The sequence below is a fragment of the Robiginitalea aestuariiviva genome (assembly GCF_029537735.1).
Taxonomy (GTDB): domain Bacteria; phylum Bacteroidota; class Bacteroidia; order Flavobacteriales; family Flavobacteriaceae; genus Robiginitalea; species Robiginitalea aestuariiviva.
The window spans coordinates 1,248,615-1,266,945 of record NZ_JARPUQ010000001.1; the positions used below are offsets into that span (position 1 = coordinate 1,248,615).

An 18,331-nucleotide genomic window follows, 5' to 3' on the forward strand; every position below is an offset into this window, starting at 1 on the left:
CCCAACCCAGCGCTCAGGCAATCACATGTTCCCGCCTTAAGAAGGTATCCAGGCTGTCTGCAATATCGAAGCAACGGCTAAAGCTGGAGGGTTCGTTCCTGAACCGGGACTCCTCTTTGTGGGCGTTGCAATCAAAGCCGGATAAATGGATTTCCTCAAAGTGGGGATTCAACACCAGGCACCGCTGGTACAGGGCGTCTATCCCGGCATCTTCCGGCATACGGGTTCCATGGAGGGCCAGAAAGCCTTTCAGATAATTTTCAATGGCCGCATGGGCATTGCTGCATACCAGGGAGCGTACCACATCTTCTTCCGGGCGGCAGAGCTCGTTATTCGCTTCGCGCAGCTTTTCCAGGGCCTTTTCGAACAGGATTGAAGCTTGATCTTTCACAACAATCGGGTTATAGGGTTCAACCAAAAAGGGGGTGCGATATCGCGATCCGCCGGAATTACATATTCCGGAAAAGTTCCAGGCGTTCCCAACGGGTATCCACCTCTTCCTGAGCCTGCCGCAACAGGGTAGCACCCAGTTCGGCATCTTCCTTAGCCACGCGTTTGAAACGGGTCTCGTGGTACATGAATTCATCTACCGGGACGGCTGGCGGCTTGGAATCCAGCTTGAATTTCTTGCCTTTGGGCTGTGCCGGGTCAAAGCGGAACAGCGGCCAGTAACCGGTTTCCACGGCCTTGGTCTGGTGCAGGGCACCATCCTTGAGGTCGTACCCGTGTTCCCCGCAGTGGGAATAGGCCACAATCAGGGAAGGCCCGGGGTAGGCTGCAGCCTCCTCGATGGCCCGCAGGGTCTGCAGATCCTTGGCGCCCAGGGCCACCTGTGCCACATAGACGTTCTGGTATGAAATGGCCTGCAGGGCCAGGCTTTTCTTGCCGGTGCGTTTACCGGAAACGGAGAACTTGGCGCTGGCGCCCAGCGGGGTAGCCTTGGAGGTTTGTCCGCCTGTATTGGAATACACTTCCGTATCCAATACCATAATGTTGATGTCCTCGCCGGAGGCCAGTACGTGGTCCAGCCCGCCGTAGCCGATGTCATAGGCCCAGCCATCGCCGCCAACGATCCAAACGGCTTTATTCCGCAGGTACTCGGTCAGGCGCAGCAATTTACGCGCTTCAGGGGTATCCTGGGCTTTCAGGACGGCGTTCAGGGCATCGATATCCTCAAACTTTTTCTGGCGCTGGGCTTCATCGGTTTCCGGGTTGTCCAGGATGGCATTGGCCAGGTCCTGTCCAACTACCGGTGCCAATTCGCGCAGGAGCTGAACTGCAATTTCCTGCTTTTTGCCCAGGGCCAGCTTCATGCCGAACCCGAATTCTGCGTTGTCCTCAAAAAGAGAGTTGGCCCAGGCCGGCCCGCGCCCTTCCTTATTGGTTTTATAGGGCGTGGTGGGCAGGTTGCCCCCGTAGATGGAGGAACAGCCGGTGGCATTGGCAATCATAATGCTGTCGCCGTATAGCTGGGTCAGCATTTTGATGTACGGGGTTTCCCCGCAGCCGGAACAGGCCCCTGAAAATTCAAAGAGGGGCTCCAGGAACTGCGATCCCTTCACATTGGTAATCTGCAGGGCGGTACGGTCGTATTCCGGTAGTTCGGCAAAGTAATCCCATTGGGCATCTTCGGCCTCCTGTACCTCCAGTTTGGGGTGCATATTGATGGCCTTGAAGTTTTCATTTTCCTTGCTGGTAGCCGGGCAAACGGCAACGCAGAGGTCGCAACCCGTACAATCTTCCGGGGAAACCTGCAGTACATAGGATTCTTCCGCGGCGTTAAAGGGCCGGCCTTTGGCAGGTACGGCCTTCATGCCCTGCGGGGCGTTTTCCAGGTCCTGGTTCGGCACCACTTTGGCCCGGATGGCAGCGTGCGGGCAAATAGCGACACATTTGTTGCACTGGGTACAGAGGTCTGCGTCGTCCCATACCGGGATAAAGTTGGCAATGCCCCGTTTTTCGTACTGGGAGGTGCCGGTGGGGAAAGTACCGTCCACCGGGAAGGCACTTACGGGAAGTTCGTCCCCGCGTCCGGCCAGGATTTTACCCAGGACTTCCTGAACAAACGGGTCGTCCGTCCCGGTCATCATCGGTTTGAAATCCCGGGTATTGGTAATCTGGTCCGGGTAGGCTACCTGGTGCAAGTGCGCCAGGGCGGTATCCACGGCCTTGAAGTTCATCTGCACCACCTTGTCTCCCTTATGGGAATACGTTTTAACAATGGCATCCTTGATTTTCTGGATGGCCTCCTCCCTGGGCAGGATCCCGGAAATAGCAAAGAAGCAGGTCTGCAATACGGTGTTGGTCCGCTTGCCGAGTTTGGCTTCCTGCGCCACTTTAGAGGCGTCTATGACGTAGAAGTCGAGCTGGTTTTCCACGATTTCCTCCTGCATTTTCCGCGGCAGCTCATTCCAGATTTCGGTAGGGCCGTACGGAGCGTTCAGCAGGAAGGTGCCTCCCTTGCGGATATTTTTCAGGATGTCGTATTTCTCGATAAAGTTAAACTGGTGGCAGGCAATAAAGTCTGCCTTGTGGATCAGGTAAGAAGAGTAGATGGGCTCCGGCCCGAAACGCAGGTGCGATACTGTTTGCGCCCCGGCTTTTTTGGAGTCGTATACAAAATACCCCTGCACGTAGTTGTCGGTGGTTTCTCCAATGATCTTGATGGAGTTTTTGTTGGCGCCAACGGTACCGTCGGAACCCAGACCATAGAACATACAGTTAAAGGTGTGCTTGAGGGTTTCCAGGCGATCCCCCACTTCCAGGCTACGGTGGGAAACGTCGTCGTTAATCCCCACGGTAAAGTGGTTTTTGGGCTTGGGTTTATCCAGTTCGTCCAGCACGGCTTTAACCATGGCCGGGTCGAATTCCTTGCTGGAAAGGCCGTAGCGGCCACCGATAATTGCCGGCATGGTGCGGCTACTTTCCATAAATGCAGTAACCACATCAAGGTAAAGGGGTTCGCCTGTACTTCCAGGCTCTTTGGTGCGGTCCAGGACCGCCACTTTCCGGACGCTTTCCGGAATGGCATCCACAAAATGGGAAATGGAGAAGGGACGGAACAGGCGTACGATCACGGCCCCTACTTTTTCGCCCCGTTCTGCCAGGGTGTTAATGGTTTCGATAACCGGCCCCTGTCCAGACCCCATGATTACCAGGATCTTTTCGGCCTCCGGATGCCCCACGTAGTAGAAAAGGCTGTATTTCCGGCCGGTATGGGCGTAAAATTCGTCCATGGTGTCCTGCACAATGCCTGGCACCTTGTCGTAATAGGCATTGGCTGCTTCCCGGGCCTGGAAGAATACATCCGGGTTCTGGGAGGTGCCCCGCACCACGGGGTGGTCGGGGTCCATGGACCGTTTCTTATGGGCCATAACGGCTTCCTCCGGGATCATTTCCCGGATGATATCGTCCGGGATGGCATCGATTTTGGAAATCTCATGGGAGGTGCGGAACCCGTCAAAAATATTGAGGAAGGGTACCCGGGCTTTCAGGGTGGCGGCCTGGGAAATCAGGGCAAAGTCCATGGCTTCCTGCACCGACCCCCCAAAGAGCATAGAGTAACCTGTCTGTCGCGCGGCCATCACATCGGAGTGGTCCCCGAAAATGGAAAGGGCATGGGTGGCTACCGTGCGCGCTGCAATATGGATAACGTTGGGCAGGAGTTCCCCGGCAATCTTATACAGGTTCGGGATCATCAGCAACAACCCCTGAGATGCGGTAAAGGTGGTGGTAAGCGCGCCTCCCTGCAGGGAACCGTGAACCGCACCGGCGGCCCCGCCCTCACTCTGCATTTCCACAATCTTGGGAACGTTTCCCCAGATGTTGGTTTCGCCCCTGGCGCTAAAGACATCCACGTGTTCCCCCATGGGGGAAGCCGGGGTAATGGGGTAGATGGCACAGACCTCATTGGTCTTGTGGGCGATTCGGGCTACGGCCTCATTCGCATCGCAAATGAGTTTGGGAAATTCTTTTTTCATGACGGGAGGGTTCTGTTAGCATTCATGGGCCCTATGTTCGGGAAATGGGCGGGTTCCGGGCGATTTGCCTCGGATGTGTGATCCCTGTAAAAGTAGAGGTCCTAAGGATCTCAGAATATGATAATTATCACGTACGGGCAGTACCCCGGGGCCTGGCTTGGGCCGGGCCCGGGGGTATGCCAAAGGGGTATTATTCCCCGTGCAGCCAGGCCTTTTTGGCCAACAGCTGCTCTTCGGTTTCTTCGTGGCTTTCGTCCGGAACGCAACAATCAACCGGGCAAACGGAGGCGCATTGGGGTTCGTCGTGGAAGCCCTTGCATTCGGTGCATTTATCCGGCACGATGTAGTAGAACTCGTCTGAAATCGGGTCGTTCGAGGCGTCGGCATCTACGGCTTCCCCGGAGTTGGGGACCGTAACGGAGCCGCTCAAAGCGGTTTCGTCGGAATAGGACCACTCGTCTCCCGGTTCGTATATGGCATTGTTCGGACACTCGGCAATACAGGCGTCGCAGTTAATGCATTCATCGGTGATTATGATAGCCATGGCGTACAGGGTTTAAGGATTGAGCCCTAAAATTAGGGTTCCGCAAATCCGCATTTAATGATAAAAATCAGGATTCCTTCATAAGAGGTGGGGTATATTGCCATGGTATTGAGCCTCATACCTTTAATTAAAGCCTACTACCGATGATATCATTAGAACAGGAACAGTCCGGCATCGAGTCCCTGGAGCATGTGGTGGTCCGGTTTGTTGGCGATTCCGGAGACGGAATGCAGCTGACCGGTACACAATTCTCCGATACCTCTGCCATGTTTGGCAACGATATTGCCACCTTCCCCAATTACCCTTCCGAAATCCGGGCCCCCCAGGGAAGCCTGTACGGCGTTTCCGGCTTTCAGGTGCACATCGGGAGTATTGAAGTCAGTACCCCCGGCGATACTGTAGACCTGCTGGTGGCCATGAACCCCGCAGGCCTTAAAACCAACCTCTACGCCGTAAAACCCGGCCATACCTTAATTGTGGATGCGGATGCCTTTACCAAAAAGAACCTGGATAAGGCGGAATACGAAACCAACCCCCTGGAAGACGGCAGCCTGGAGAACTACCGCGTTATTGAGGTGCCCATGAGTTCCCTGACCAAGGAGGCCTTAAAGGATATTCAGGGGCTGGATAACAAAACGATCAGCCGCAGTAAGAACATGTTTGCCCTGGGGATGGTCTATTGGATGTACCACCGTTCCACCGAACACACCGTTGCATTTTTCAACAAGAAATTCAAGAACAAACCCCTGCTTATCGAGGCGAATACCAAGGTCCTGAACGCGGGGTATTACTATGCGGAGACCCTGGAGCTGATCCCCAACGCCTATACCATTGCCCCGGCTAAAATGCCAGAGGGTACCTACCGGGTGATTATGGGGAACACGGCTACCGCCTGGGGTTTTCTGGCAGCGGCGGAGAAATCCGGACTGGAGCTTTTCCTGGGTTCCTATCCCATTACCCCGGCCTCGGACATCCTCCACGAACTGGTCAAGCACAAGCACTTTGGCGTCAAAACCCTGCAGGCCGAAGATGAGATAGCCGGGATTACCTCGGCCATCGGGGCTGCCTTTGCCGGCCGATTGGCCATTACCACTACTTCAGGCCCCGGCCTGGCCCTGAAGGGAGAAGCCCTGGGCCTGGCTATGATGGTGGAACTCCCTCTGGTCATAGTAGATGTTCAACGGGGCGGGCCCTCCACCGGCCTGCCGACCAAGACCGAACAATCCGACCTGTTACAGGCCATGTACGGCCGCAACGGGGAGAGCCCGGTAATCGTCATTGCCGCCAGTACCCCGGCCAATTGTTTCCATTACGCTTTCGAGGCGGCACGCCTTTCCGTGGAGCACATGACCCCGGTAATCCTGATGACTGATGGCTATATCGCCAATGGTTCGGCCCCCTGGAAAATAAAGTCGGTTGCGGAACTGCCCGAAATCCGGAACAACCTCCTGAAGGATGCGCCGGAACACTGGCATCCCTACGACCGGGATCCGGACACCCTGGCCCGTTACTGGGCCGTTCCCGGTACTCCTGGCCTGGAACACCGCCTGGGCGGGCTGGAAAAGGACAGCACCACGGGCAATGTGTCCTATGTACCTGAAAACCATGAATACATGACTGAAATCCGGGCCGAAAAGGTGCAGCGGGTACAGCAGAACATCCCGGATGTTACCCCCGAGTTTGCCCAGGAAGGCGAGCTGCTGATCGTGGGGTGGGGGGGTACCTACGGGGCCCTGCACACCGCGGCCAAGCAGTTGCATGAAGAGGGCTATGCCGGCGTCGGGTTTGCCCATTTCAATTACATCAACCCCCTGCCCCCCAATACAGAACAGGTGCTTCGCCGCTACCGGAAAATTTTGGTTTGCGAGCTCAACAGCGGGCAGTTTGCCAAGATCCTTAAAATCCAGTTCGACGACCTGCCATTGGCCCAGTTCAACAAGATCCAGGGCCTGCCCTTCGGAAATGAGGAACTCCTCGAACAATTCAAAAAACATTTGTCTTAAGCCATGGAAACCACTTTGCCCAAGTATACCTATAAGGATTTTGCCAGCGACCAGGAAGTGCGCTGGTGTCCCGGATGTGATGATTACGTAATCCTCAGGTCCATGCAGAAGGCGTTGCCCGAAATGGGGGTGCGCAAAGAAGATGTAGTCTTTATCTCGGGGATCGGGTGTTCGTCCCGCTTTCCCTATTATATGGACACCTATGGCATGCACGGCATCCATGGCCGGGCCCCGGCCATTGCATCCGGGGTTAAGCTGGCCAACCCGGAGCTAAGCGTCTGGGTCATTACGGGCGATGGCGATAGCATGGCCATTGGCGGCAACCACTTTATCCATGTGCTGCGCCGGAACATTGACCTGAATATGATCTTGTTCAACAACCGGATATACGGTCTGACCAAGGGGCAGTTTTCCCCTACTTCCACCGTAGGCCAGCGTACCAAATCCTCCCCTTACGGTAATACCCAGCCGCCCTTCCTGGCAGGGGAACTGGCCATAGGGGCCCAGGCGCGTTTTTATGCCCGGGCCGCCGGGAATATGCCCAAGGAACTCACGGACATCTTTATCGCCGCCGAGCAGTTCAAGGGTACTTCCCTGATCGAGGTGCTGCAGAATTGCGTCATTTTTAACGACGGCTGCTTTACCGGGGTAACGGACAAGGAGGTGCGGGAAGACAAGCAACTTCATGTGGAGCATGGACAGCCCATGATCTTTGGCAAGGCCCGCGATAAGGGCCTCGTGTTAAACGGCCTGCGCCTGGAGGTGGTTACCCTGGGCGAAAACGGCATCACCGAAGCGGACCTCCTGGTCCACGACGCCCAAGAACCCGACCCCACCATGCACCAGATGCTGGTTCGTCTGGAATTCCCGTTGGTGACCGGGATTATCCGCAGTGTACCCGACGTAACCCTGGAAGAGCGGGAAGACGCCCTTACCGCAGAGGTCAAGTCCCGTTCGGCCTTTACCAAGGCAGACGACTTGTTCTTCTCCGGGGAGACCTACAAGGTTGGGTAATATTTCGACACCCCTTTTGTGAATGCCGGCCTATACCAGGCCGGCAAACCCCAGGAAGGCCAGGGAGAGGATCCCGGCAACCAGGAGGTTGATGGGGACGCCCTTCATGCCTTCGGGCAGGTTGGCCAGTTCCAGGTATTCCCGTATACTGGCAAACAGGATTAGTGCCAGGGCAAACCCGAGGGAGCTGGAGAACGCGAAAAAGACGGCTTTAAGCAGGCTGGCATCGACCAGGCCGAGGGCCAGAATGGCTACCCCGAGCACCGCACAGTTGGTGGTGATCAGCGGCAGGAATACCCCCAGGGCCTGATACAGGGGCGGGCTCACTTTCTTCAGTACGATTTCTACCATTTGCACCAGGGCGGCAATGACCAGGATAAAGGTGATGGTGCGCAGGTAATCCAGGCCCAGCGGCAATAGCAGGTACTGGTGCAACAGGTAGGTGACTGTGGTGGCAATAGTCATGACAAAGAGTACGGCGCCGGACATGCCCACCGAGGTGGACACCTTTCCGGAAACCCCCAGGAAGGGGCAAATCCCCAGAAATTGGGAAAGTACAATGTTGTTGACAAAGACCGCGCTGATAAGGATGACCCAGTATTCCATGGCTATGCGACTTTACGGGTTAGGCGATTAAAGGCGATCGCCAGGTAGGACAAGGCGATAAAGGCCCCGGGGGGCAGGATAAACAGGATAAAGGTGTTGGCGTCTTCCGGCACAAACCGGAACCCGAAGAGGCTACCGTTACCCAGGACTTCCCGGGTGGCCCCCAGTACGGTTAGCGCCAGGGTAAAGCCAATGCCCATACCCAGGGCGTCAATCACCGAGGCGGGCAGGTTGTTCTTGGAGGCAAAAGCCTCTGCGCGACCCAGGATCAGGCAGTTTACCACAATGAGCGGGATAAAGATGCCCAGCTGTTCGTACAGGAAGGGGATAAAGGCTTCCAGCACCATTTCTACAATGGTGACAAAGGAGGCGATAACCACAATAAAGGCGGGGATGCGAACCTTGGCTGGGATCTGGGTTTTAATCAGGGAGACCACCACATTGGACATCAGCAGGACAAAGAGGGTGGCTACGCCCATGCCCAGGCCATTGTAGGCGGAGGAGGTCACTCCCAGGGTGGGGCACATCCCCAGCAGCATTACAAATACCGGATTTTCCTTAATTATGCCTTTCAGGAAATTTTCTTTGGGTCCTGGAGTCTGTTTCATGGCTTCCGGGTTTGGTTCGGCCGGCCCTCCATTTGGGACCGGTACACTTCATAGGCCTGTTGCACGGCTTCGGCAAAAGCCCGCGTACTGATGGTTGCCCCGGCCAGGGCGTCTACCTGTCCCCCGTCTTTACGTACGCGAAGGTCAAAGGTTGCGGGGTCTTTCTCCCTGAATTGTTTCAGAAAGGCCTCTCCCTTCATCTTGGTACCCAGGCCGGGCGTTTCCTTCTGTTCCAGCACAGCGATGTTGCGGATACTGCCATCCGGGTTAAAACCTACCAGCAGGCGTACGGTACCATTGTATCCTTTTTCGGACCCGCCAGTGACGGCCACTCCTACCAGGGTGCTGTCCTGCATGGCCGGATAGAATTCCAGGCTGTCGGGAGCTCCTTCCCAGGAAAGGCGTACGGCTTCATCCACCGGACTGTTGGTAAAGGCCGGCAAGACGTTTTTTAGGGCGTTAACCTTCCGTTCCAGCCGGGCGCGGGCCTTGGGTTCCAGGGTCAGTTCGTTTACATAGCCCAGGGAAATTCCTGCGATCAGGGTAATCGCGAACAGGGCAAAGACCATGTTGAACAGGGAGGAAGCTTTCTTTTTCACGGTCATACGATTTTGGCTTTGATCCGCGAACCGAATCGCCGGGGTTTAAAATAGCGGTTGATCAGGGGGACAAAGGCATTCATGATCAGGATGGCAAAGGAGATACCTTCCGGGTAGGATCCAAACAAGCGGATCACCACCGTAAGGACTCCGATCCCTATGGCAAATACCACCATGCCTTTCCGGGTAACCGGGCTGGTGACCAGGTCGGTGGCCATGTAAAAGGCGCCCAGGATGGCCCCGCCGGACAGGAGGTGGATCAGGGGGTTGGCGTAATGCTCGGGGTCTACGGCCCAGAAAATGCCGGTCATCAGGGCCATGGTGGCCAGGACCACTACCGGGATGTGCCAGGAAATCACCCGCCGGGCCAGCAGGTAGCCCCCCCCGGCCAGCAGGGCCAGGGCAGACATCTCGCCCAGGGACCCGGAGGTAAACCCAAGCAGCATGTCCATGCCCGACGGGATGCGTGGCGCGAGTGTACTCATGGTTTCCCCGAATTGCAGCCCTTCCTTCAGGATGCCCAGGGTAGTGGCCCCGGCAACGGCATCTACATTGGGGCCTACACCTTCTGCCGCCATGGGCCAGAGGGTCATTTGCACGGGGAAGGAAATCAGGAGGAATACCCGCCCGACCAGGGCCGGGTTAAAGACATTGAACCCCAACCCCCCAAAGGACCATTTGGCGATGCCGATCGCCACCAGGCTGCCGGCAATGACCATCCAGACGGGCAGGCCCGCCGGCAGGTTAAAGGCCAGCAGGATCCCGGTTATCAGGGCAGACCCGTCCCCCAGGGTGGTCTCAGTCTTCATCAGGTATTTCTGGATGAGGTATTCAAAGAGCAGGCAGGAAACCACAGCGGTGGTGGTGGTAATCAGGGCCGGAATGCCGAAGACATAGACAGATACCAAAAAGGCAGGGATCAGCGCGATGACAACATCGTACATCAGCCTTTTGGAGGTCCGGTCCGAATGTACGTGGGGGGAGGCGGAAACGATAATGGGTTGGGACTCCATGGTCAGGCGGTTTTGGGGGTGAGGCCTTTAACCACCGATTTCCCGAAGCGGATATAATCCAGCAGGGGGCGGTGGGACGGGCAGACATAGCTGCACGAACCACATTCAATACAGGTCAGGATGTCTTCGTTGGAAGCATGGGAGTACATCCCTTTTTCGGTCAGGTTCATCAGCAGGTGGGGCTCCAGCCCCATGGGGCAAACCGAGACGCATTCCCCGCAGCGGATGCAGTTCCGGGGCTCGCCCCGGCTGGCTTCCTCTTCCCCAATCACCAGGATACCGGAAGTCCCTTTGGTAACGGGGACGTCGGTACTCTTCAGGGCCTTGCCCATCATAGGGCCCCCACTCACGATTTTACGGGTCGCTTCGGGCACCCCACCCACAGCTTCCAGCAGGTCGGCAATGGGCGTCCCGATCCTGGCCCAGAAATTGGAAGGGGCCTGCAGGTGCTTCCCGGTAACGGTTACGACCCGTTCCATCAGGGGCCGGTTGTGCTGTACCGCCTGGTAGATGGCAAATATGGTCCCGACATTATGAACCACCACACCTACATCCAGGGGCAGCCCGTTTTTGGGGACCTCCCGGCCCAGTAAGGCCCGGACCAGTTGTTTTTCCCCGCCCTGGGGATATTTTACCTGCAGGGCGGCAATCTGTATGCCGGATCCCTTGGGGCAGCGCTCGCGGAAGCGCTCAATGGCGTCCCGTTTGTTGTTTTCGATTCCGATGATGGCCCGGCCCACGCCCAGGGCGTGCATCAGGATGCGGATGCCCACCAGGATCTCGTCTGTTTTTTCCAGCATAAGCCGGTGGTCTGCCGTCAGGTAGGGTTCGCATTCCACCCCGTTCACGATCAGGCAGTCCAGATGCTGGTCTTTTTTGATGTGTAGTTTTACGTGGGCCGGAAAGGTGGCCCCGCCCAGCCCCACAATCCCATAGTCCGAGATGCGCTGCAGGATTTCCTCCGGGCTCAGGGTGATTTCAGACTTCAGGGGCCACTCCGGGACTTCGGCATTGGCCGGGTCTTTTTCGTCCGTGCGGATCACAATGCATTGTTTCTTATACCCGCTGGTGTCCACAATCATATCCAGTTTGGTCACGGTGCCCGCCACCGGGGCGTGGATATTGGAGGACACATATCCGCCTGAGCGCGCAATAACCTGGCCTATGGTGACCTTGTCCTTGCGCTCCACGATAATTTCCGCCGGGATCCCGATGTGCTGCGCAATGGGTACATATACCGTTTTGGGTATGCCCATCCGCCGGATCGGCTGTCCGGAGGTGAGTTTGTTTTCAGGCGGGTGAATCCCTCCTTTGGGAAAGGTCTTAAGCATCACTCTGGGGTTTTACCGTTACGCTTCCCGCGGTGTCCGGGGCAGGGGCAACTTTGACTTTGCGCGGCGGGAAATTGGTTTCAATGATGGAATGGGTCGGGCAGACCGGAACGCATTTCCGGCACAGGGTGCAGTATTCCGGGTCTATATACGCCAAATTGTTTTCGATGGTGATGGCATCTTTGGGGCAGGCATCGATGCATTTGGAACAGCCGATACAGGCCACGGAACAGGCTTTTTTGGCCAGGCCGCCTTTTTCTTCGTTCAGGCAGCCTACATACACCTTCAGGTCCCGTTTGTTTTTGGGACGCATTTCTATGATGTCTCTCGGGCAGGCGGTAACGCACATCCCACAGGAGGTGCATTTGTCCGTAATGACCACGGGCAGGCCGGTGGCCTCGTCCATGTACATGGCGTCAAAGCTGCAGGCAGCCACACAGTCGCCATCCCCCAGACAGCCGTACTGGCAGTCCGTTTCCCCACTGTAAATCAGCGCAGAAATGGCACAGGAGCGCGGCCCCTGGTATTCGGAGGTTTTGGGCCGGACCTCGCAACTGCCCTGGCAGCGCACCACGGCCACAGTGGGGTCCTTCTCTGCCACCTCTTTGCCCAGGGCTTCGGAGACCCATTTCATCACTTCATTCCCCCCAACCGGGCAGAAGAGGTCGGAAATATCTTCGGAGCCTACCAGTTTTTCGGCAAAGGATCGGCAGCCCGGGGAACCGCAGCCCGCGCAGTTGGCACCGGGTAAAAGTTCCTCTACCTGGGCGATCAGCGGGTTTTCATGTACGTGGAATTTCTTGGATACCACATAAAGCACCAGGCCGGCCACAACGCCCAGCAGGGTTAGCAGGATTACACTATTGAGAATACTGTCCATTATGCTTTAATCAGGTTTCAGAAGGGAAATTCTGAAGGTTTTTTTAAAATAATTCCCGAACCGGGATACCAGAAAATAGTAAGGGATCAGGATAAACAGGGATGCCGCACCGGCGGCCCATTCCTCCAGGAAGAGGGAGGTGGTGAGCAGGGTGGCGAGCATCAGCAGGAACGGGAGGAGGTAGGCCCAGAATACCGCCTGTTGGCCCAGGTCTTTCCGCAAAATCACTTCCACGGGTTCATGCAACCGGTAGGGCCCTCCGGCAGCGGTGATTTCCACCTCTTTCCCGCCGGATTCCGCCACGCCGCACAGGGCTTTGGCCCTGCAGCTTTCGCAATGAACGTCGGCATCCAGGGTTACTTTAATGGTGGTCCCGGAAATTTCGGAGACGACCCCCTGGTGGATATACACCTGTTGGTCCGTTGAACTATGGCCCATGTCTGTTGCTGTTAAACCGTGCTATTGTCTCGTGGTGAAACTACTACAAGTATTCCCGGGATTTCATGACATATATCAGCCTTCCCGTTTATGCCCTTCCCGGCGGTATTCGGAAGTCCGGCGGATTCGCCTTATTTTTACGAGCCTTCGCCCTGAGGCGCTCAAAGCCCTTGGCGAAAACAGGATTTTTCCTGCCCAAACCAAACAATTGTCATACATGAGGACCCTGAAGTATTTTGTTTTTGTCGCTTTTGTTTCCCTGGTTTCCTGCCGGCAGGCGCCGCCCACGGAGGCAGAGCAGTGGGAGGCGCGCGCTTCACGCATCACCATTCACCGGGACGATTTTGGCGTGCCGCACATTTATGCCAGGACCGATGCGGATGCCGTATTCGGGATGCTTTACGCCCAGTGTGAGGACGACTTTAACCGCGTGGAACAAAACTATATCTGGGCCATAGGCCGCTTGGCGGAGGTAGAAGGGGAAGATGCCCTTTACAGCGACTTGCGGGCCCGTATGTTTATGTCCAGGGAGGAGGCCATGGAGGCGTATCGCAACAGCCCGCCCTGGCTGCAGGCCCTCTGCGATGCCTTTGCGGACGGAATCAACTACTACCTGCACACCCACCCGGAAGTGAAACCCCGCCTGCTCACGCGCTTTGAACCCTGGATGCCCATGTACTTTAGCGAAGGATCCATTGGGGGCGACATTGAGCGGATCAGCACCCGGAAGATTCGGGCCTATTATGAAGAAGGGGCCGAATTGCCCCGGCAGGAAGTGGAGGCCCTGGAGCGTCAGGCGGCCGAGGCAGAACCCCAGGGGTCCAACGGGATTGCCATTGCCGGCGCGCTTACCCAATCCGGCAATGCCATGTTGCTGATCAACCCCCACACCTCCTTTTATTTCCGGGGCGAGATCCACGTGGTAAGTGAAGAGGGATTAAACGCCTATGGGGCAGTTACCTGGGGGCAGTTCTTTATCTATCAGGGCTTCAATGAAAAAACGGGGTGGATGCACACCTCCACCTATACGGATGTGATGGACGAATTCCTGGAAACCGTTGCGGTTTCCCAGACCGGGGAGCCCGTGTACCAATACGGGGAAGTATGGCGGCCGGTTCAGGCTTCCGAGGTTACCCTGGCCTATGCTTCCGGGGATTCCCTGGCCCATAAGACCTTCCCTTTATACCGGACCCACCACGGGCCCATTACCCACCAGCAGGAGGGCAAACCGGTGGCTTCTGCCATGATGTGGGATCCCGCCCGGGCCCTGGAGCAGGCGTTTATCCGCACCAAGCAGGACGGGTATGAAGGCTTCCGGCAGATGATGGACATCCGCACCAATTCCTCAAACAATACGGTTTATGCAGATGCAGACGGGAACATTGCCTATTTCCACGGGAATTTTATTCCCCGCCGCGACCCCCGCTTCAATTACCGGGAACCTGTAGATGGCAGCAACCCGGATACGGACTGGCAAGGGCTGCACACGGTAGATGAGAATATCCTGGTGCTGAACCCGCCCAACGGCTGGATTCAGAATTGCAATTCCACCCCCTATACTTCAGCCCTGGAATACAGCCCCAAACGGGAAGACTACCCGGGGTATATGTCGCTGGACCGGGAAAACTTCCGCGGGGTACACGCCATTGAACTGCTCAAGGGACGCAGTGGCTATACCCTGGACAGCCTTATTGCCCTGGCCTATGATCCGTACCTACCCGCCTTTGAAGCGCTTATCCCGGGCCTGGTGGAGGCCTTTGACCGTAACCCGGCAGCGTACCCGGAACTCAGGGATCCCGTTGAGGTCCTGCGCGCCTGGGATTTCCGGACCTCGGAACAAGCCGTGGGCATGACCCTGGCCCATTTTTACGGTACCCGCTATGCCCGGGAAGGGGAGGCCCCGGAAGGGCTCACCCCTATGGAAACCCTGACGTATTTTGGGGCAGATTCCCCTGGGGACGAACGCCTCGGGGTTTTTGCCCGGACCGTGGCCCAGCTGGAGTCGGATTTCGGGCGATGGGATGTGCCCTGGGGCGAAGTTAACCGCTATCAGCGCCTGAACGGCGACCTCAGGCAGGCCTTTGACGACGCCAAGCCCAGTATTCCTGTTGGGCTGGCCTCCGGGCGCTGGGGCGCCCTGGCCGCATACGGGGCGCGGTACCACAACAATACCAAAAAGATTTACGGTACGCGGGGCAACAGCTTTGTGGCCGTGGTGGAGTTCGGGGACCGGGTCAAGGCCAAAACCCTGCTGGCCGGCGGGCAGAGCGGGGATCCGGATTCGCCCCACTTTGACGATCAGGCCCAGCGGTATGCCGATGCGAAATTCAAGGATGTGCCGTATTACAAGGAGGACGTGATGGCCCGCGCCCGGGAAACATACCACCCGGGGGAGCGTAGGCCCTGATTCATTCGTCCTTGACGATGATCAGAGAGGCCTTGGAGCCTGTGGAAAGCAGCCACTTGTTGGAATAGATGAGTTTGCCGGTATCGTCATAGACGTCTACCTGCGCGGTGTTGGGTCCGGTGGAACCCTGGTTCAGGGCTTCAAAATCCAGGCGGTTAAATCCTTTGTCCAGCTCCAGGTTCAGGCCTTTGTAGGCCCCGGTAAGGAGGATGTTGTGCTCCACCACCTCCCCGTTCACAAAGATTCGAACGCGGTCGCCATCCACAAATTCATGATCCCGGCAAACAATGCCCACAAATTTGGATGAGGTTTTGAAGTCGCCCAGGTACATGTCGCCGAAATGCCGGTCGGATTTCCCCTTTTCGGACTCCCCCAGATTCGGTTTTAAGACCAGGTCGTGGCCGGCCTGTTTCAGGTCCCGGTCCGGGAGCATGCGCACCTCACCCCGTCCTGTATTCAGGCCCAGGTCGTATTCCGGCAGCTTCTTGGGCAGGGCAGGCGGAGACAGGACCGGTTTGGACGTACCTTCCTTATCCGGCTCCGCTTTGATGTCCAGCGGCTTGGTTGCGGGAATGTCGCTTTGGGCCGACAGGGTGTGGGCACAAAACAGCAAAAAGGCAATCAGGGTTATGCGCATCATTATTCTTCTAACGTAAAAGTAGCAAATACCTTGCCGGAGCGCCCCAAAAAGCTGTTAAAAATCAGATTGAACCCCGGGAGGGCAGATTTCTGTTCAGAAACCGTATCCCATTGCCCTGTAGGATATTGCGAAGGTCTTCCGGGGAATACCCCATGCCGGAGAGCAGGTCCCCGATGCGGTGCAGGTCTGCGATGCTGTCCATGTCCGATGGGCCTTGTTCCCGTCCGAAGCCGCCATCCAGGTCCGTGCCTAGGCAGCAATGGAGGCTGTTACCAGCCAGCTGGCAGACATGGTCAATATGCCGGGCTGCGTCTTGCAGGGTTACCGGGGTGTTGGCCGGGTTGGATTGACCCTTAATCCATCCAGGCACCAGCATCCAGGCATCCAGGGCCGCGCCAATCACAGCCCCCCGATCCAATAGCAGGCGCAGTTGTTCGTCCGAGAATTGCCGTTGGTCCGGCACCAGGGCCCTGGCATTGGAGTGGCTGGCCCAAACAGGCCCCTGGAAGACCTCCAGGGCTTCAAAGAAACAGGCATCGCTCAGGTGGGTTACATCCAGTACCATCCCCAGCCGGTCCATTTCGCGGAGTAGTTCCCTGCCCCTTGGGTTTAGCCCGCCTTCCGTATGGGTGCCCATGGCATAGGTGCCCGGCCCGTAGTGGGCCGGGCCCAGCATCCGTAAGCCGTCCTGGTAGGACCGTTCCAGCAGGCCGGGTTCCACGATGGAATCCGCCCCTTCCAGGCTCAGGACAAACCCGATGGGCCGGGGTTCATCCCTGTGGTTTTCCCAGATGGCCAGGTGTTCATCGAGGTCTTCCCGGGTACGGATCTGTCGCAATTCCCCCTGGCGCTCCATTTCCCGGTACCACGCCAGCTGGCCCTGGGTCTGTGCCCAGGCCTGTTCGGGGGAATGCCATCCGGGGAGGGGGTTGCCGGGCTTTACGTACCGGGCAATCAGGGTGGCTACGCACAAACCGATCCCGCCCTTGCGCATTTCCGGGAAACAAACCGTTCCCTGGCCGCGGTCCCGTTTATCCGTTTGTCCGGCCTCCCGTTGGCGGATTTCCTCTAATGGGAGCCTGAAGTCCCGGTTCCATTCCATGGCATTCATGGCCAGATCCAGGTGGGCATCAAATAGCATCATCTTCTTCTATTGAAAGGTGTAATCCCGGGCGGCTACCTCCCAGCTACCCGTTACGATTCCATTTTCTACGGTGAGCAACCAGCGATATTTGGGGACGGTGGGGCAGACGTGCATGGGGATGCCGTAAACAGGCTGCCCGGGTTCCAGCCCGGGGTCTTCTATGGCCTGCAATACCAGGTGTTCTTCGCTTTGCCCGGTTTGAACGCAGGTTTCCAGGCCCATCAGGGCTACCCTGGGGAATTCCATTTCCGGGGCAATGGCTTTGTGCCCCAGGTCCAGGCAATAGGTGCCGGGGCCGGGATGGCTGATTACCCGGGTAAGGAGGACGGCCGCAGGGAGAAAATCCATATCTGCAAAGAGGCTGCCATAGCGCGCATCCCAAAGCAGGGTGGTGCCGGGGCTGAGTTCCACCCCTTCCCGCCCGGCGTGCATGGGGAAGGTTGGCGATCCCCCGGCGATGATTACAGGTACAGGATAACCGTCCGCTTCCAGGCGTTGCCTCAGGGCGGCTACCGGGGCGAAAGCTTCGTCGCAGGCCGCCTGCCGGGCCACCGGATCCGTATGGCGGATATGCCCGTCGTAAGCGTGGAGCCCACAGGCTTCTAGCCCCTCTAGCCCGGCGATTTGCTTGTACAGGGCTTCGGCTTCGGGCCCGGGGACAATACCAGTGCGGTTCATCCCCACATTGAGGTCTACAAAAAGCCGGATAAAGGCCCTGGCCTTTTTGGCTTTCCGGTGCAGGGCATCCACTACGGCCGGGTGGTCCGCCAGGGCGGCAAAACGGGTTTGGGGATAGGCTTTTTGCAGGTTCAGAAACCGGTCCTGGTTGGGCCCCACAGGTTGGTAGGCCAGCAACACGTCCGGGGCGCCACAGCGCCCCAAGAGGTCGGCTTCGGCCAGGGTGGCGCATTTGAATTTTCGGATCCCGGCCTCCATTTGCATCTGAACGATTTCGGCCGTTTTATGGGTCTTGATATGGGGCCGCAGGCGCAAGGGGTCTCCGGCCACCCGGACCATTTCCGCTATGTTGCGGGCAATGCGCTGCGGGTAGACCAGCAAGGCGGGGGAGGGTATCCCTTCCGGTTGGTTCAGGGCATACCAGGGGTGCTTTTCCGCAGCCATAA

The 18,331-nt window shown here is 57.3% G+C and carries 16 protein-coding genes; 3 read left to right on the plus strand and 13 right to left on the minus strand.

Translation table 11 applies throughout. The annotated features are described in order from the left end of the window. Positions 1 to 13: 13 nt before the first annotated feature. From OZ410_RS05605 to OZ410_RS05615, 3 genes are all read right to left on the minus strand, one after another. Complete coding sequence (locus tag OZ410_RS05605; protein WP_277706937.1) at positions 14 to 391, minus strand: HEPN domain-containing protein; 378 nt, start codon at positions 389 to 391, stop codon at positions 14 to 16. 58 nt (positions 392 to 449) lie between these two features. After that, entirely contained in the window at positions 450 to 3,980 is a 3,531-nt protein-coding gene (gene nifJ, locus OZ410_RS05610; RefSeq protein ID WP_277706938.1) for a pyruvate:ferredoxin (flavodoxin) oxidoreductase, read from the minus strand. A 190-nt stretch (positions 3,981 to 4,170) separates the two neighbouring features. Then, the gene (locus OZ410_RS05615; RefSeq protein ID WP_277706939.1) at positions 4,171 to 4,524 is read right to left on the minus strand and encodes a 4Fe-4S dicluster domain-containing protein; all 354 of its coding nucleotides are present in this window, start codon (positions 4,522 to 4,524) and stop codon (positions 4,171 to 4,173) included. Between the two features lie 143 nt (positions 4,525 to 4,667). Here OZ410_RS05615 and OZ410_RS05620 point away from each other — a divergent pair, with 143 nt between their 5' ends. Further along, entirely contained in the window at positions 4,668 to 6,527 is a 1,860-nt protein-coding gene (locus OZ410_RS05620; protein ID WP_277706940.1) for a 2-oxoacid:acceptor oxidoreductase subunit alpha, read from the plus strand. Between the two features lie 3 nt (positions 6,528 to 6,530). Next, a complete protein-coding gene (locus tag OZ410_RS05625) occupies positions 6,531 to 7,541 on the plus strand; it encodes a 2-oxoacid:ferredoxin oxidoreductase subunit beta (protein WP_277706941.1) in 1,011 nt (336 codons plus the stop codon). A gap of 30 nt (positions 7,542 to 7,571) precedes the next feature. Here the strand turns inward: OZ410_RS05625 and OZ410_RS05630 are convergent, their stop codons facing one another. From OZ410_RS05630 to OZ410_RS05660, 7 genes are read right to left on the minus strand one after another with little or no spacing between them, the layout of a single operon-like run. Further along, entirely contained in the window at positions 7,572 to 8,147 is a 576-nt protein-coding gene (locus OZ410_RS05630) for an electron transport complex protein RnfA (RefSeq protein WP_277706942.1), read from the minus strand. A 2-nt stretch (positions 8,148 to 8,149) separates the two neighbouring features. Next, positions 8,150 to 8,755 (minus strand): RnfABCDGE type electron transport complex subunit E, encoded by a 606-nt coding sequence (locus OZ410_RS05635; RefSeq protein ID WP_277706943.1) that lies wholly within the window; start codon positions 8,753 to 8,755, stop codon positions 8,150 to 8,152. Then, positions 8,752 to 9,360: an RnfABCDGE type electron transport complex subunit G gene (locus OZ410_RS05640; protein WP_277706944.1), complete on the minus strand. Its 609-nt coding sequence runs from the start codon at positions 9,358 to 9,360 to the stop codon at positions 8,752 to 8,754. The genes OZ410_RS05635 and OZ410_RS05640 overlap by 4 nt, the downstream gene beginning before the upstream one ends. After that, positions 9,357 to 10,367: an RnfABCDGE type electron transport complex subunit D gene (locus tag OZ410_RS05645; protein WP_277706945.1), complete on the minus strand. Its 1,011-nt coding sequence runs from the start codon at positions 10,365 to 10,367 to the stop codon at positions 9,357 to 9,359. The genes OZ410_RS05640 and OZ410_RS05645 overlap by 4 nt, the downstream gene beginning before the upstream one ends. Before the next feature lie 2 nt (positions 10,368 to 10,369). Next, positions 10,370 to 11,698 (minus strand): electron transport complex subunit RsxC, encoded by a 1,329-nt coding sequence (gene rsxC / locus OZ410_RS05650; protein WP_277706946.1) that lies wholly within the window; start codon positions 11,696 to 11,698, stop codon positions 10,370 to 10,372. Next, positions 11,691 to 12,578, minus strand: coding sequence for a Fe-S cluster domain-containing protein (locus tag OZ410_RS05655; protein WP_277706947.1), 888 nt, complete (start codon positions 12,576 to 12,578; stop codon positions 11,691 to 11,693). The genes rsxC and OZ410_RS05655 overlap by 8 nt, the downstream gene beginning before the upstream one ends. 6 nt (positions 12,579 to 12,584) lie before the next feature. Then, a complete protein-coding gene (locus OZ410_RS05660) occupies positions 12,585 to 13,016 on the minus strand; it encodes a SoxR reducing system RseC family protein (protein WP_277706948.1) in 432 nt (143 codons plus the stop codon). A 217-nt stretch (positions 13,017 to 13,233) separates the two neighbouring features. On the opposite strand from OZ410_RS05660, the gene OZ410_RS05665 reads away from it, so the two are divergent. Continuing rightward, positions 13,234 to 15,423 carry an acylase gene (locus OZ410_RS05665; protein ID WP_277706949.1) on the plus strand — a complete coding sequence of 730 codons (2,190 nt, stop codon included), beginning with the start codon at positions 13,234 to 13,236 and terminating at the stop codon, positions 15,421 to 15,423. 1 nt (position 15,424) lies between these two features. On the opposite strand, the gene OZ410_RS05670 is transcribed toward OZ410_RS05665, so the two are convergent. The 3 genes from OZ410_RS05670 to OZ410_RS05680 all read right to left on the minus strand — a co-directional run bounded on the left by OZ410_RS05670 (position 15,425) and on the right by OZ410_RS05680 (position 18,329). After that, a complete protein-coding gene (locus tag OZ410_RS05670) occupies positions 15,425 to 16,063 on the minus strand; it encodes a hypothetical protein (RefSeq protein ID WP_277706950.1) in 639 nt (212 codons plus the stop codon). 61 nt (positions 16,064 to 16,124) lie between these two features. Continuing rightward, positions 16,125 to 17,207 carry a dipeptidase gene (locus tag OZ410_RS05675; RefSeq protein WP_277706951.1) on the minus strand — a complete coding sequence of 361 codons (1,083 nt, stop codon included), beginning with the start codon at positions 17,205 to 17,207 and terminating at the stop codon, positions 16,125 to 16,127. Between the two features lie 6 nt (positions 17,208 to 17,213). After that, positions 17,214 to 18,329 carry a D-TA family PLP-dependent enzyme gene (locus OZ410_RS05680; RefSeq protein WP_277706952.1) on the minus strand — a complete coding sequence of 372 codons (1,116 nt, stop codon included), beginning with the start codon at positions 18,327 to 18,329 and terminating at the stop codon, positions 17,214 to 17,216. Positions 18,330 to 18,331 lie beyond the last annotated feature (2 nt).